General features: G+C 65.7%; 16 protein-coding genes and 1 tRNA gene. 9 read left to right on the forward strand and 8 right to left on the reverse strand.

Features of this window, described 5'->3' with window-relative positions; all coding sequences use genetic code 11:
- Nucleotides 1-2: 2 nt before the first annotated feature.
- A complete protein-coding gene (locus AC1DT2_RS06085) occupies nucleotides 3-329 on the reverse strand; it encodes a phasin family protein (RefSeq protein WP_477295130.1) in 327 nt (108 codons plus the stop codon).
- 112 nt (nucleotides 330-441) lie between these two features.
- Complete coding sequence (queD, locus tag AC1DT2_RS06090; protein WP_477295132.1) at nucleotides 442-804, reverse strand: 6-carboxytetrahydropterin synthase QueD; 363 nt, start codon at nucleotides 802-804, stop codon at nucleotides 442-444.
- Between the two features lie 200 nt (nucleotides 805-1,004).
- Between queD and AC1DT2_RS06095 the strand changes: the two genes are divergently transcribed.
- Entirely contained in the window at nucleotides 1,005-1,622 is a 618-nt protein-coding gene (locus AC1DT2_RS06095; RefSeq protein ID WP_477295134.1) for a LuxR C-terminal-related transcriptional regulator, read from the forward strand.
- Nucleotides 1,623-1,680: 58 nt separating this feature from the next.
- Here AC1DT2_RS06095 and AC1DT2_RS06100 read toward each other — a convergent pair.
- Nucleotides 1,681-1,757 (reverse strand) — tRNA-Met (locus tag AC1DT2_RS06100).
- A 169-nt stretch (nucleotides 1,758-1,926) separates the two neighbouring features.
- Here AC1DT2_RS06100 and AC1DT2_RS06105 point away from each other — a divergent pair.
- The 8 genes from AC1DT2_RS06105 (at nucleotide 1,927) to AC1DT2_RS06140 (ending at nucleotide 6,939) form a co-directional block, all read left to right on the forward strand.
- Nucleotides 1,927-2,469: an RNA pyrophosphohydrolase gene (locus tag AC1DT2_RS06105; protein WP_107910717.1), complete on the forward strand. Its 543-nt coding sequence runs from the start codon at nucleotides 1,927-1,929 to the stop codon at nucleotides 2,467-2,469.
- 72 nt (nucleotides 2,470-2,541) lie between these two features.
- Nucleotides 2,542-2,745 carry a (2Fe-2S)-binding protein gene (locus AC1DT2_RS06110; RefSeq protein WP_063571184.1) on the forward strand — a complete coding sequence of 68 codons (204 nt, stop codon included), beginning with the start codon at nucleotides 2,542-2,544 and terminating at the stop codon, nucleotides 2,743-2,745.
- A 105-nt stretch (nucleotides 2,746-2,850) separates the two neighbouring features.
- Nucleotides 2,851-3,330 (forward strand): bacterioferritin, encoded by a 480-nt coding sequence (bfr, locus tag AC1DT2_RS06115; protein WP_046966945.1) that lies wholly within the window; start codon nucleotides 2,851-2,853, stop codon nucleotides 3,328-3,330.
- A gap of 124 nt (nucleotides 3,331-3,454) precedes the next feature.
- Entirely contained in the window at nucleotides 3,455-4,198 is a 744-nt protein-coding gene (locus AC1DT2_RS06120) for a DUF6776 family protein (RefSeq protein ID WP_477295137.1), read from the forward strand.
- Nucleotides 4,185-4,619 carry a bactofilin family protein gene (locus AC1DT2_RS06125; RefSeq protein WP_477295139.1) on the forward strand — a complete coding sequence of 145 codons (435 nt, stop codon included), beginning with the start codon at nucleotides 4,185-4,187 and terminating at the stop codon, nucleotides 4,617-4,619. Before AC1DT2_RS06120 ends, AC1DT2_RS06125 begins: the two co-directional genes overlap by 14 nt.
- Before the next feature lie 31 nt (nucleotides 4,620-4,650).
- The gene (erpA, locus tag AC1DT2_RS06130) at nucleotides 4,651-5,028 is read left to right on the forward strand and encodes an iron-sulfur cluster insertion protein ErpA (RefSeq protein ID WP_477295141.1); all 378 of its coding nucleotides are present in this window, start codon (nucleotides 4,651-4,653) and stop codon (nucleotides 5,026-5,028) included.
- A gap of 13 nt (nucleotides 5,029-5,041) precedes the next feature.
- Nucleotides 5,042-6,031 (forward strand): NAD(+) diphosphatase, encoded by a 990-nt coding sequence (gene nudC, locus AC1DT2_RS06135; protein ID WP_477295143.1) that lies wholly within the window; start codon nucleotides 5,042-5,044, stop codon nucleotides 6,029-6,031.
- Between the two features lie 41 nt (nucleotides 6,032-6,072).
- On the forward strand, nucleotides 6,073-6,939 hold the full coding sequence (locus AC1DT2_RS06140; RefSeq protein WP_477295145.1) for a beta-lactamase induction protein: 867 nt from the start codon (nucleotides 6,073-6,075) through the stop codon (nucleotides 6,937-6,939).
- 1 nt (nucleotide 6,940) lies between these two features.
- On the opposite strand, the gene AC1DT2_RS06145 is transcribed toward AC1DT2_RS06140, so the two are convergent.
- From AC1DT2_RS06145 to topA, 5 genes are all read right to left on the reverse strand, one after another.
- Nucleotides 6,941-8,815, reverse strand: a complete 1,875-nt coding sequence (locus tag AC1DT2_RS06145) for an MFS transporter (protein WP_477295147.1) — start codon at nucleotides 8,813-8,815, stop codon at nucleotides 6,941-6,943.
- 58 nt (nucleotides 8,816-8,873) lie between these two features.
- Complete coding sequence (gene purD / locus AC1DT2_RS06150; RefSeq protein WP_477295149.1) at nucleotides 8,874-10,157, reverse strand: phosphoribosylamine--glycine ligase; 1,284 nt, start codon at nucleotides 10,155-10,157, stop codon at nucleotides 8,874-8,876.
- 55 nt (nucleotides 10,158-10,212) lie between these two features.
- Nucleotides 10,213-11,577 carry an AMP-binding protein gene (locus AC1DT2_RS06155; protein WP_477295151.1) on the reverse strand — a complete coding sequence of 455 codons (1,365 nt, stop codon included), beginning with the start codon at nucleotides 11,575-11,577 and terminating at the stop codon, nucleotides 10,213-10,215.
- A 16-nt stretch (nucleotides 11,578-11,593) separates the two neighbouring features.
- Nucleotides 11,594-12,163 (reverse strand): L-threonylcarbamoyladenylate synthase type 1 TsaC, encoded by a 570-nt coding sequence (tsaC, locus tag AC1DT2_RS06160; protein WP_213948920.1) that lies wholly within the window; start codon nucleotides 12,161-12,163, stop codon nucleotides 11,594-11,596.
- Nucleotide 12,164: 1 nt separating this feature from the next.
- Nucleotides 12,165-14,291 (reverse strand): type I DNA topoisomerase (gene topA, locus AC1DT2_RS06165; protein WP_477295153.1); only part of this gene is annotated, 2,127 nt, incomplete at its 5' end.

Genomic DNA, 14,291 nt, shown 5'->3' on the forward strand with positions numbered 1-14,291 from the left:
GGTCAGGCCCGGGCGGGCTGACCTGCCAGTGCGCCGAGGGACGTAGCCGTCTCCACGGCTACATCGAATATGTCGCCGGCGGCGGACGCGGCGCGCTGTACACCTTCACGCTGCAGATCCCCACTGCGCGCCATCCACGCGCGCATCGCGCTCGCATCGGTCGCGGACATCGCGTCGGCCATCAGGCCGGTAGCTGCGCGAGCGTGGCCTTCCAGGGCTTGGAGATGGAGATCGGCGACCCGCTCCATCCCACGCCAGGCAAGCGCCTGCGCGGCAGTAGCCTGTTCGACGAAACGGGCGAAATCGGCATAACCGCTTGCGTGAGACATCGATATGACCGCTGGGGAACGGGGAGGTGCCGGAGTGTAGACCCGTCTGCTGCAGCGCGGCAACCGCGAATTCCTGCGTAGGCAGCTTTTGCCTCTCGTACTGTTCCCGCGTTTACGCCATGTCGGCGGAAAACTCAGCGCCCGACGTACAGGTTTCATGGACCACGACCCGGGCCAGCCCGGGTACATCGACGCGAAGGCGCTCGAATATCCAACGGGCGAGGTTCTCACTGGTGGGGTTATCGAGGCCTTCGATATCGTTGAGGTAGTGATGGTCGAGGCGATCGTAAAGCGGCTGGAAGTGTGCCTTCAGGTCGCCGAAATCCATGACCCAGCCGAAAACCGGGTCGATCGGACCGTCCACGTGCAGCTCTACGCGGAACGAATGCCCATGAAGTCGCGAGCATTTGTGCCCTTCGGGCACATTCGGCAGACGATGGGCCGCCTCGATGTTGAATGTCTTGAARATGCGCATGGGAGCCGGATCAAAGGAGTGACCGCCTATTGTAACGGACAGTTACGTAAACGATTTCCGTCAATGGGCCCTTCACGACCGGGTTCGCAGTTTTACTTATGACGGGCATGATCCTGCCGCTTTCATGGGATAACCATGGATTAGGTAACGACGAACGCGGAGCCGGGGGGCTTCGCCAACCACAGCAACCGGGAGGCTTCATGAGCCTTGGACGTGGTTCGCCGGGCAGCACGCTTCTTTGCGGGCTGGCCGAGGAAGTGCTCGCCGCCCTGCCCTGGCCCTGCGCGGTCTGGCAGCGCGACGGCGGGCGCGTGGTCATGGTCAACRGGGCCTTCTTAAGCGAGTTCGGCATCGGCCGTGGACGCGCCGGGCCGGCATGGATCGACAGCCACCTGGAACCGAGTGGTGACGCTGGCGAAGTGATCTTTCGTGACCGGCACGCTCCTGCCCGGCGGTTCCGCATGACACGGCAGGCCATCGACGCACAGTCCGGCGCCTTCGAGGCCGTATTCCTGATGCCCCTTCCCGAGGACGAGCCGGCCATTGACGAGCCGGCGTCAAACTCCCTGGCCTCATTGCGACCCGACGTCGGACTCACCCGCCGCGAGTCCCAGGTTCTCGACGGCATCATGCAGGGCAAGCTCAACAAGGTCATTGCCGGCGAGCTCAATATCAGTCCGAAGACCGTCGAGCTGCACCGGGCCAACCTCATGGCCAAGTTGCGGGTGCATAACGTGATCGAGCTGGCTCGGGCGGTCCTGGATAATCCGCCCCGTGTCGAGGACGTGACCGAGGCCCACACCCTTCCGGCCGCCTGACTCCTGACGGCGTGCAAGAAAAAAGCCGCGCCCAGGGGGCGCGGCCTTCTTTTTCTTCTGGTGGCTAGAGGCGGGCTCGAACCGCCGACCTCAGCATTATGAGTGCCGCGCTCTGACCAGCTGAGCTACCTAGCCGTGAAACCTGGTCGTTCGCGAGACGGGCTCACGAAGGCCGGGCAGTTTAATCGGCACGGGCCTTCCGTTCAAGTGGCGCCTTGTACACGCTTCTCGCGGTGTGGTTGAATCGGCCGTATCGCGTGAATCCGGCCACCGCCGGCTGGCGCGGCACGTTCGCGGAGGGCGGATGATCGACGCTGATGGCTATCGACCGAATGTAGGGATCGTTCTCCTCAACGGGGACGGCCGCCTGTTCTGGGCGCGCCGGGTGAATCGTGACGGCTGGCAGTTCCCCCAGGGAGGCATGCGCAGCGACGAAACGCCGTTGGAGGCGATGTACCGCGAGCTGGAAGAAGAAACCGGTCTACATGCCCACCATGTCGAAGTCCTGGCCGAAACCCGCGGCTGGCTGAAATATCGGCTGCCCAGCCGCTTTGTCCGCCATCACCAGCGGCCGACCTGCATCGGCCAGAAGCAGGTGTGGTTTCTGCTGCGGCTGACTGGCAGCGAGGACGCCCTGAAGCTCGACGCCTGCGACAAGCCCGAGTTCGACCTATGGCGATGGGTGGATTTCTGGTACCCGGCCAACCATGTCGTGAACTTCAAGCGGCAGGTCTACGAACGGGCCCTGCGTCAGTTCGCGCCCACGGTGGAAGTCACCTGCTCGGTCACGGTGGGCACCTGCCCCCAGGAAGCCGAGGCGCTGCGACTGGCCCGTGGCGGCGAATAACGTCCGGACATCCGCCCGTCTTCACAACTATGTAGTTGACAATCGTTCGCATTCGTATTCGAATGCGCACCCATGTACATCTGCATGTGCAACGCCGTCACCGATCACGCCATCCGCCGCGCCGCGGCCGAGGGCGTGGAATCGTTCGCCCAGCTTCAGGCCCGCACCGGCTGCTCGGATTGCTGCGGAGCCTGCGAACCGGAAGCCCGCCAGTGCCTGCGCGAGGCCGTCGAACAGACGCGGTCCGTTCTGACCTTCCTGCCGACCCCCGCCTGAGCGCTTTCGTAGCGTATTCGCGGACGCGAACCGTCTTCATTCTCGTTTCGTCACGCCCTTTCGCGGCGCCGTATAGTCGAGGCTGAATACTCAGGGAGACCCCTCATGAAGGGCGACGCAAAGGTCATCGAATTCCTCAACAAGGTGCTCTATAACGAGCTCGCCGCGATCAACCAGTACTTCCTGCATTACAGGATGTTCAAGGACTGGGGCTACAACGAACTCGCCAAGCACGAGTACGAAGAGTCGATCGAGGAGATGAAGCATGCGGACAAACTGATCGAGCGGATCCTCTTCCTCGACGGCCTACCGAACCTCCAGCACCTGGGAAAGCTGCGCATCGGCGAAAACGTGGTTGAGGCCCTCCAGGGCGACCTCGACCTCGAGATGATCGCGACCAAGGATCTGCGCGAAGCCATTGCCTACAGCGAAGGCATCCACGATTTCGTCAGCCGCGACCTGTTCAAGTTCATCCTTGGCCAGGAAGAAGAGCACATCGACTGGCTCGAGACGCAGTTCAGCCTTATCTCGGACATCGGTCCCGAGCGCTACATGCTGAGCAAGGTCGGGAAGCTGTCGGACTGAGCGCCGCCTGCTCGATCCTAGAAAAGCCGCCGTGAGGCGGCTTTTTTGTGAGCGGGTCGGTTGACCCTGAAGGGAAGGGCGGGCTATACCATCCGGCCTTCACGCCTTCTCCACGGAATCGTCCATGGCCCCCAGGCATCCGCCGCGATTCGTCGTGCGCACCCTCGCCGACACCGTTCGTGAGGGCCGCAAGCGCGTCATGCTGCTTGGCGGCTGGGCGGCCAGCCTGGTCGTCGTCGGGTTGCTCGCCTGGATGCTGGGTGGCCACGCCCCCGCTGCGGTGGCGAACCGGATCGGTACCCGCGCCCTGGGCGCCGAGAACGAGGATCTGCGCCAGCAGGTCGCGAACCTGCAGCGCGCAGGCCAGGTCGCCGGCATTGCCGCGAAAGAGCTGAAGCGAAACCTGGCYGAGCGCGACGAAGAAATCAGCGGGCTGCGCACTGACCTCGCGTTTTACTCGCGCCTTGTCGGCGGAAACGGCCAACGCGATGGCCTGAAGGTCCAGGGGGCCCGGACCGAGCCGGTGAAGGGTTCGTCCAATGGCTGGAACCTCGTGATCACCCTGACCCAGAACGCGCGGCGTGGCGACGTGCTCAAAGGCAGCCTGACCCTGGCCGTGGAAGGTATCCAGGGCAACAAGGTCGCGACGCTCGAAGGCGCGACCTTAGGTCAGGCCACGTCCTCCCAGAGCCTTGCGTTCTCCTTCAAGTATTTCCAGCAGATCCAGGGGAGCTTCACCCTGCCGGCCGGGTTCAAGCCGACACGCCTGCGCATCGTCGCCAGCGCCGAAGGCGAGGAGCCGGTCACCAGTACGATTCCCTGGGAAGATGCCACCCGAAACGATGAGGTCAACCATGTTCAGCAGTAACCGGAAGAACCAGGCTCCCTCGGTCGGTGCCCCCGCCACCAGCCTGATCGCACGTGGCGTCACCATTCGCGGCGACGTGCAATTCAGCGGCACCCTGCACCTCGACGGCGTGGTGGAAGGGTCGGTGCACGCGGATCCTGGTGGCGACGGCGTACTCACCATCAGTGAGACGGGCCGGGTTATCGGTCGCATCGAGGTACCGCACGCCGTGATCAACGGCGGCGTGACGGGCGATATCGAGGTGTCGGAGCGCCTGGAACTGGCCCCGCTGGCCCGGATCGATGGCGACGTTCAGTACCAGGTGCTGGAAATGATCGCCGGCGCCCAGGTCAACGGCAAAATGATCCATCGCGCCCCGGCCACGGTCCGGCAGCTGGCCCAGGCCGCCATCGAGGCCGCCCCGGTGCCCGCCGAGGCTTGACCTGACGCCGAACGGCGCCATTATGGGTGGCATGAACAACCCCTTCCCCATGGCGCCGTCCCCGGACTACCGGTCCGCTGGTGCGCCTCTGACCTTCACCGAGGCCGCTGCCCGTAAGGTGCACCAGCTGATCGAGGAAGAAGGCAATCCCGGCCTCAAGCTGCGCGTGTACATCAGCGGCGGCGGTTGCTCGGGCTTCCAATACGGTTTCACCTTCGACGAAGACCAGGCCGAAGACGACCTCGCGGTCTCGCGCGAAGGTGTGACGCTCGTCGTCGATCCCCTGTCGCTGCAGTACCTCACGGGCGCGGAGATCGATTACGCGGAGTCCTTCAGCGGCTCCCAGTTCGTCATCCGCAATCCGAATGCGAAGACGACCTGCGGTTGCGGCTCGTCATTCAGCGCATGAGCGGCTGCACGGCGTGACGATCGAGCAGGAGCGTGACCGGGCCGTGGCCGTGCGCGCTCGCGAGAACGTCTTCGCGGGCATCGACATCGACCGCATGGCCGAGCGTCGTGACGATCGACTCTGGGTCGAGGAACTCGAACGCAACGCGAGCAGCCGCTTCCTTGTCCTCGACAGCGATGGCCAGGCCTTCGCGTGCCGCGACGACGATGCGCCGCGATGGATGGCACCCGCCGTGCGCAGCGAGCGTTTCGGCGATATTCCCGCCACGTTTCTCGGACTTTCCGGGGACATCGCATGGTTCGCGCTCGTCGTGGACGAAGCGCAGGCCGAGATCTTCACGACGCTGACCGGCTCGCGCCGCGTGTCGCTGCGCGAAGCGGGCCTCGTGTTCTCCGCGTTCGACGCGGGCCTGTTCGCCTTCGCCAAGGGCATCACCCATTGGCAGCGCCAAACCCGGTTCTGCAGCCAGTGCGGTGCGCCGACCCTCGTGGTCGCTGCCGGCCATCGCGTGCAATGCACGAATCCCGATGGCGCTCACATGCATTTCCCGCGTACCGACGCCGCGATCATCGTGATCGTCGAAGACGGTGATCGCTGCCTGCTCGGTCGCCAGCGCGGATGGCCCGCCGGACGCTATTCCACACTGGCGGGCTTCATCGAACCGGGCGAGTCGCTGGAAGACGCCGTGCGACGCGAAGTGCGCGAAGAGTCCGGCATCGAAGTGCTGCATGCGACCTACCACTCATCACAGCCCTGGCCGCTGCCTGCGTCTTTGATGGTCGGCTTCACCGCGACCGCGAAGACGCGCGAGATCCACCTGCGCGACGACGAACTCGAAGACGCACGCTGGTTCTCCGTGGACGATATCGTGACCGGCATGGCCACGGGCGCGCTCGGCGTACCGCCGCCGCTTTCCGTGTCCTACCGACTGATCGAGCACTGGCTTGGCCTGCGCGGCATCAGCCTCGATGAACTCATCGCGAGTGCGCCGCCCCGGGGCTGATCCCCTACAATCGGGGCATCGACCAGCGGATCGCGCTCGCCATGGCTCTACGTCTCCTCGCCGTTCTCATCGCCCTCGTCATTGTCTGGAGCGTGCCGCAGCTTGCGCGGTGGCGTGACGACCGCTGGTTTCGCGGCTGGGTAAATCGCCTGGGCGACACCTCCGGCCCCGGCCGCGTCGCTGTCATCCTGCTCGTGCCCGTCGTCGCCGCTGCGATCTTCGCCGGCCTGCTTGCCTCCCTCCCCTTCTTCGACCTTGCGTGGCTGGTCTTCTCGATCGCCGTGCTGGTCTACGCACTTGGCCCGCGTGAGATCGAAACCGACATCGATGCCATCCTGCGCGCGCCCGACACGCTGCGCCGCGACGAAGCGATGGCCGGTCTGCGTCACGACGAGGAAGCATTGACCTGGTTCGCTCCGGCGCTCGTCGAGGCAGCGTTCTACGGCGCCCTTCGCCGCCGGTTCGGTGTGCTGCTCTGGTTTCTTCTCCTCGGCCCGGCCGGCGGCCTCGGCTACCGGTTGGCGCAGATCCTCAGCCGCGACGCTTCGCTCGCGCTCGACAGCGCCACCCGCACGGCTGCGCAGCGCGTCGGCGATGCGCTGGAYTGGATTCCCGCCCACCTCATGGTCTTCGCCATGGCCCTGGTCTCGGATTTCGACGCCGTGATCGGTGCGTGGAAACAGTGGCACCACACGTCGGGAAGCCCGCGTTCGCGTCTTGACCCGGACTTCCTCGGTGCGGTCGCTCGCGCCGGTGTCGATGCCGACGTCGAGGCGGGCGACGGCTACGTCCAGGACGTCAGCGACCCGGTCGCCGAACTCGAAGATGCGCGACGGGTGATCCGCCGCGTACTCATCGTCTGGCTTGCCGTCGTCGCCGTGATCGTCCTCGCCGCCTGGGTCGCCTGACTCAGGCCTTGTCGCCGCGAAGCTCGCCCACCCGCGCTTCCAGCACGATCGCATTCGCCTCGCCCGCCGGTAGCGGTGAGCCGCCCACCAGCTCGATCCTCGACCAGAAGCGCCGCGGCAGACGTGAGCGGCGCAGCGCGCTGTCGTGCCGGCTGAAGATGCTGCCCCACATGCCCCGCAGCGCCAGTGGCACGACGGGCACCGGCCGTCGCGCAAGAATCTGGTCGACGCCCGGACGGAACGTCGCGATGCCACCATCCTTGGTCAGGCCCCCTTCGGGGAAAATGCAGACCACCTCGCCCGCGGCCAGCGCCTCGTCGATGAGTTCGAACGCCCGCGCCAGCTGTGCGGGGTCCTCGTTGCGTCCGGCAATCGGGATCGCCTTCGCGGTCCGGAAGACAAAGTTCAACACCGGGATGTTGAAGATCTTGTAGTACATGACGAAGCGCATGGGCCGACGCACGCTGGCCATGAGGATCAGCGGATCCAYGAAGCTCACGTGGTTGCAAACCACCAGCGCGGCGCCTTCGTCCGGCACGTTCTTCAGCCCGTCCACGCGCACGCGGTAAAGCGTATGCACGAGGATCCAGGTGATGAACCGCATCATGAACTCGGGGACCAGCGTGAAGATATACACCGCGACGGCGATGTTGATCAGGCCGGTGACGAGGAAGATCGTCGGCACGCTGAAGCCGAGCGCCGCCAGGCCAATGCCGAACCCCGACGCAATGCAGATGAGCAGCGCATTCACGATGTTGTTGCCGGCGATGATSMGCGACAGGCGTTCCCGTGGGGCGCGGCTCTGCACGAAGGCGAACAACGGCACCACGTAGAAACCCGCGAACGCGCCGATCATGGTGAGGTCCAGCGCGACCCGCCACGCACCCGGCGCCACCAGAAAGGCGGTCCAGCCGAGGGTCGTGCCTGCCGGTACGAGCGGATGCGCGAAGAACAGGTCGACCGCGAACACGGTCAGGCCGAAGGCACCGATCGGCACGAGACCGATTTCCACCCGCTTGCCGGAGAGCCGCTCGCAGAGCAGCGAGCCGATACCGGTGCCGATGGAGAACAGCGTGAGCGCCAGCGTGTTCACCGAGCCGTCGCCGCTGAGCACGTGACGCGTGTAATTCGGCAGCTGCGCGATCATCACGGTGCCGAAGAACCAGAACCAGGAAATACCAAGCACCGCGTTGAAGATGGCGCGGTCCTCGTGGGTGAGCTTGAGCACACGCCAGGTTTCGCTTAGAGGATTCCAGTTGAATTTCAATGTCGGCGCCGTGGCTGGCGCAGCGGGAATGGAGCGGCTTACGAAGTAGCCGGTCACGGCAATCGCGATGGTCGTCAGCGACGCCGCCAACGTGCCATAGCCCGCGATCAGCATCAGCGAGTTGCCGACAATCATGCCGACCAGCATGGCCAGCTGCGTGCCCATCTCGACCAGCGCATTGCCGCCGACCAGTTCATCGCGCTGGAGGGCCTGCGGCAGGATCGAATACTTGATGGGCCCGAACATGGTCGAGTGCATGCCCATCAGGAACAACACCACGAGCAGCAATGAAATGTGGTGCGTGAAGAAGCCTATCGCGGCCACGACCATCGCCGCGATCTCGAATAGCTTCACGTAACGAATGAGTCGCGTCTTCTCGAACTTCTCCGCGATCTGCCCGGCCGTCGCGGAGAAAAGGAAATACGGAAGGATGAACAGCGCAGGCGCGAGGTTCGTGTAGAGCGACACCTGTGCGTCGGGCAAGGCCATCTGGAAGGCGACCAGCATGACCATCGCATTGCGAAACGCGTTGTCGTTGAACGCGCCGAGCGCCTGCGTCCAGAAGAAGGGCGCAAAGCGGCGCGTGCCGAGAAGTTTGAACTGGGACATTCCGTGACCACCCACCGTTTATTCGCGGTGAGTGTACCCGAGCCCCCGCAGGGTGCGGTCAGCCCCGCGCCAGAGCGCGATGGGCGATGTCGTGGCGATAGAACGCGCCCTCGAAGCGCACGGTCGCCAGCGCGGCATAGGCTGCCGCGCGAGCGGCGGCGAGGTCGTCGCCGACGGCACAGACCGTAAGGACGCGACCGCCGGCGGTGACCGCCCGCCCATCCGCGGCGAGCGCGCTGCCTGCGTGGAAGACTTTGACGTTCGCACCAAAATCGGTATCCGCGCCTTCAATCGCGTCTCCCGCACGCACCTTGCCGGGATACCCGCCCGCGGCGAGCACGACGCCGAGCGAAGGGCGCGCATCCCATTCGGCGCGCACCGCCGTGACATCGCCGTCCAGCGCCGCTTCGATGAGGTCGACGAGATCGGAGGTGAGGCGAAGCATGATCGGCTGCGTCTCGGGGTCACCGAAGCGCACGTTGAACTCGATCACCTTGGCCACGCCGGCCTTGTCTATCATCAGGCCCGCATAGAGGAATCCGGTGAAGGGGGCGCCGTCGGCCGCCATGCCGTCGAGCGTCGGCTGGATGATCTCGCGCATGACACGGGCAGAAACCGCGTCGGTCACGACGGGCGCGGGCGAGTAGGCACCCATGCCGCCCGTATTCGGTCCCAGGTCGCCATCGTCACGACGCTTGTGGTCCTGACTGGTCGCCATCGGCAACGCGTGCTTGCCATCGGCGATGACGATGAAGCTGGCTTCCTCGCCGTCGAGGAATTCCTCAATCACCACGCGCGACGATGCGTCGCCGAAGGCCTGCTGGCCGAGCATGTCTTCCAGCGCCGCCTCTGCCTCGTCCAGGCTCATCGCCACGACGACGCCCTTGCCGGCCGCAAGGCCGTCGGCCTTGATGACGATGGGCGCTCCGATCTGGCGCACGTGAGCAAGCGCCGGCGCCAGTTCGGTGAATACGGCGTAGTGCGCGGTCGGAATACGGTGGCGGGCCAGGAAGTCCTTCGCGAAGGCCTTGCTGCCTTCTAGCTGGGCCGCCTTGGCGGTGGGTCCGAAACAGCGCAGGCCATCGGCGGTGAAGCGATCCACCACACCGGCGACCAGCGGCACTTCCGGCCCGACGACCGTGAGCTCGACGCCCTCATTTTTTGCCAGGGCCAGCAAGCCTTCGATATCGGTCACGGCCACGGGCGCGTTGCGCAGCCCCGGTTCCTTCGCGGTGCCCGCATTGCCCGGCGCCACGATCACCTCGTCCACGCGGGCGGACTGAGCGAGCTTCCAGGCCAGCGCGTGTTCGCGACCGCCGCCGCCGATAACGAGGACTTTCATGGGGTGTCTCCAGGCTTTGAACCCGGCATTCTACCCGGCGCCACGGAGGGCGCGCTCAGCGAATGCCGAGCAGTTCGATAAGCTGCACGCGCGGCAGCTTGCCGGTCTCGTTGCGCGGCAGCGCGTCGACCAGGCGCAGGGGCCGGGGCAAGAACACCGGATCCATCGCATGGCGCAGCGCGTTGAGCACGGCGTCAACGGTCAGCGTGGGTGCGACGACGAGGCCGGCAATGCGGCGAATGCCTGCTGCATCGCCGTCGTCCAGCTGGAACAGCACGCCGTCGTCCACACCATCGATGGCGAGCAGACGACGGTTGAGGTCGCCCAGCGAAGCGCGCTTGCCCGCGATCTCGAGCAAATCGGTGTTGCGCCCGCGAAGACGGAAACGACGCCCTTCGTCGTGCAGCGAAACGATATCGGCCAGGGCAATGGGCTCGGCCAGTTGCGGTGCATCGACCAGCGTGCCGTCCGGCTGCGGATGCAGCACCACGCCGTCGTAGAGCTGCCAATCCTCGTCGACGGCCGTGCGCCGGCTGGCGAATACGCAGGTTTCGGTGGAGCCAAAGACCTCATGCAACGGCGCGCCGAAACGCTGTTCAGCCGACGTGGCCAGCTCGACCGGCATGGGCGCCGTTGCCGAAACAAAGGCCGCCAGCGGCGGCAGGCTGACACCGGATTCAATCAGCGCACGAAGGTGCACCGGCGTCGTCACCAGGACGCGCGGTTTGGGCAAGGAAGCCAGTGCGCTCGCCACGTCCGCCGGGAAGAAGGGCCGTCCCGCATGCACGCTCACATCGGAAAGCAGGGGCATCAGCACGGACATCTCCATGCCGTACATGTGCTGGGGTGGCACCGTGGCGACGACATGGAACGCGTCGCCAATGGCCAAACCGAGCATGGCGGCATTGCCCGCGTTGCTGGCGACGAAACTGCCCCACGTCTTCACGTTGGGCTTGGGCTTGCCGGTCGACCCGGAGGTGTAGCCGATCGCGACCACCGCATCGGCTGGCACCGACGGGATGCCGCCACAGGCCGGCAGCACGTCGTCCAGCTCCGGCATGCGGAGGTAGCCGGGGGGTGCGGGCGACAGGTCGAGCTCACCGATGGCATAGGCACCGGGATGATTCGCCATGACTTCATCGACGGCGTGGGGTGCGCGCGAGGGTGGCAGCAGGTTGGTCTGGCCACGCACCACGAGGGCCGCGAAGGCGACAAGGAAGGCGTAGCGGTCTTCGCAAAGATTGACCGCGCTGTCGGCTTCGGGAAGCTTCGCCGCCACCTGGTGTACGTGGCCGAGGAAGGTCGCCGCCGTCACGGCATGCCCGTCGCGCCACGCGACCACGCGGGAAGGCGGGCCGACAAGCAACGGCAACGGCGAGGCGCCCGGGCGCCCGGAAATCTCGGAATGGACGATCGACAACGGCTTACTCCCCCTCTCAGGCGCGGATGATAGCGCCGCTGAGGGCGTCACGGATGGTGGTGGGCCGCTCCTGGTCACCGAGTGCCGCGTCGAGCGCACCGTCAAGGCGATCACCGAAGTAACGTTCCAGCGTGGCAACGTCTCGCGCCGGTGCGTCCCCATGGGGGTTGGCGCTGGTGGAGACCAGCGGGGCACCGAAGGCGCGGCACAGCGCGGCCGCGGGGGCATGYGCTGTCACGCGCAGGGCAATGCCGGCATGCGCGCCAGCCACCCAGTCAGGAACATGGCCGCTACGCGGAAAAATCCAGGTATGGGGCCCGGGCCACGAGGCGCGGACCTCGTCGAGCACGGCCGGCGGCACAGCAGCCAGGTCGATGTAGGGCGCGATCTGCTCGAAGTCGGCGGCGATGAGCAGCACGCCCTGCGTCGCGGGGCGACCCTTCAATGCGAAGAGGCGATCGAAGGCATCACGATCATGCGGATCGCAGCCAAGGCCATACACGGCCTCGGTGGGGTAGCCGAGAACGCCACCGCCGCGCACGAGCGCGGCAGCGGCGTCGACCGTGGCCGTAGTGAAGCGGCGCATGTCAGTCGACGGACGGGGAAACCGACTTGGCGGCGGCGGTCTTGGCCGGCGCCTTCTTGGCCGCCGCCTTCTTCACCGCCGTTTTCTTGGCCGCCGTCTTCTTCGTCGCTGCCTTCTTGGTGGCGGTCTTCTTCACCGCCGTTTTCTTCACGGCTGTCTTCTTGGCCGTGGCGTCCTTCGGAGCAGCGACTTTCTTCGTCGCCGCCTTCTTGGCCGCGGCTTTCTTGGTGGCCGTCTTCTTTGCCGCCTTTCCGCCACGCGGCTTCTTGATCGGCGCGGCCGCAAGGAGCTCGATGCACTCGGGCAGGGTCAGCGTCTTCGGCTCGCGGTCCTTCGGAATGCGCGCGTTCTTTTCGCCGTCGGTGATATACGGGCCATAGCGGCCGTTGAGCACCTGAATGTCGTTACCGAAGTCAGTGATGATGCGGTTGGCGATGGCCTCGAGCTTTTCCTGCACCAGTTGGAGCGCGCGCGGCAGCTCGATGGTGTACGGGTCGTCCTCGGGCTTGAGCGAGGCATAGGTACTGCCCTGCTTCACGAMAGGACCAAAGCGGCCGACGCCGACGGTGATGTCTTCACCCGCCTCGGACTGGCCGAGGTTGCGCGGCAGCTTGAACAGCTCCATCGCATCCTCGAGCGTGATGGTGTGCATGCTCTGGCCGGGGCGCAGGCTGGCGTAGGTCGGCTTGGCCTCGTCGTCCTTGGTGCCGATCTGCGCGTAGGCACCATAGCGGCCCAGACGCACCGAGACCGGTTTGCCGCTCTTGGGATCTTCGCCGAGTTCGCGCGCTCCGGTGGCCTCGTTGCGATCGACCGATTCGGTCTTGTCGTCCACGAGGGTCTTGAACGGCAGCCAGAAGCGTTCGAGCAGCGGCACCCAGGCTTCTTCGCCGCGGCTCACCGCGTCGAGCTCGTCTTCGAGGCGGGCGGTGAAGTCGTAATCCACGTACTGGGCGAAATGACCGGAAAGGAACTGGCTTACGGCACGACCAACGTCCGTTGGACGAAAGCGACGGCTCTCCAGGAGCACGTACTCACGGCTGAGCAGCACCTGGATGATGCTTGCGTAAGTGGAAGGGCGACCGATGCCGTATTCCTCGAGCGTCTTGACCAGGCTGGCTTCGGAGAAGCGCGGCGGCGGCTCGGTGAAATGCTGGTCGGCCACGACGGCGGCCACGGGCACGACATCGCCCTGGGCCAGGCGCGGCAGGCGGCGCTGCTCGTCGTCGTCCTCGGTTTTCTGGTCCTTGCCTTCCTCGTACACGGCGAGGAAGCCCGGATCGATCACGGTGGTACCGGTGGCGCGGAACGCCGACTCACCGACCGGGAACTCCACCGAGACGGTGTTGAGCGTGGCATGGACCATCTGGCAGGCGACGGTGCGCTTCCAGATCAGCTCGTAGAGCTTGCGCTGGTCGTCGTTGAGGAACGACGCCACGGTGCGCGGCATGTGCATGGCCGAGGTGGGTCGAATCGCCTCATGCGCTTCCTGGGCGTTCTTGGACTTGGACTTGTAGACCTGGACGGCGTCGGGCAAGGCACCCTTGCCGTATTCGCGCGCGATGAGTTCGCGCAGCTCGGTCACGGCGTCGTCGGACAAGGCCACCGAATCGGTACGCATGTAGCTGATCAGGCCGACGTTGCCTTCGCTGCCGAGCGCCACGCCCTCGTAGAGACCCTGGGCCACGCGCATGGTGCGGCTGGTCGAGAAGCCGAGCTTGCGGGCGGCTTCCTGCTGCAGCGTGGACGTGGTGAACGGCGGCGCCGGGCGACGCTTGCGCTCGCGGCTGGTGACTTCGCCGACCGTGAACTTGCCGGCGGCCGCCTTCTCCAGCGCCGCGCGGGCGGCCGTGGCATCGGCCTCGTTGGTCAGGTCGAACTGTTCGAACTTCTTGCCGTCGAGCTTGACCAGCCGGGCGTCGAAATCACCCTGCGGATGCGCCATGTTGGCCTGGATGGTCCAGTACTCGCGGGCCGTGAAGGCTTCGATCTCCAGCTCGCGCTCGACGATCATGCGCAGGGCCGGCGACTGCACGCGTCCTGCCGAGAGACCGCGCTGCACCTTGCGCCAGAGCACCGGAGAGAGGTTGAAGCCGACCAGGTAGTCGAGGGCGCGACGGGCCTGCTG

This window comes from Luteibacter sp. P4_E6 (genome assembly GCF_056401535.1).

What these genes read in the sequence shown, in the direction of transcription:
- AC1DT2_RS06105 (WP_107910717.1), top strand. Translation starts at nt 1,927, where the DNA reads ATGATCGACGCTGATGGCTATCGACCGAATGTAGGGATCGTTCTCCTC.
- erpA (WP_477295141.1), top strand. Translation starts at nt 4,651, where the DNA reads ATGAACAACCCCTTCCCCATGGCGCCGTCCCCGGACTACCGGTCCGCT.
- bfr (WP_046966945.1), top strand. Translation starts at nt 2,851, where the DNA reads ATGAAGGGCGACGCAAAGGTCATCGAATTCCTCAACAAGGTGCTCTAT.
- AC1DT2_RS06125 (WP_477295139.1), top strand. Translation starts at nt 4,185, where the DNA reads ATGTTCAGCAGTAACCGGAAGAACCAGGCTCCCTCGGTCGGTGCCCCC.
- AC1DT2_RS06110 (WP_063571184.1), top strand. Translation starts at nt 2,542, where the DNA reads ATGTACATCTGCATGTGCAACGCCGTCACCGATCACGCCATCCGCCGC.
- purD (WP_477295149.1), bottom strand. Translation starts at nt 10,157, where the DNA reads ATGAAAGTCCTCGTTATCGGCGGCGGCGGTCGCGAACACGCGCTGGCC.
- AC1DT2_RS06085 (WP_477295130.1), bottom strand. Translation starts at nt 329, where the DNA reads ATGTCTCACGCAAGCGGTTATGCCGATTTCGCCCGTTTCGTCGAACAG.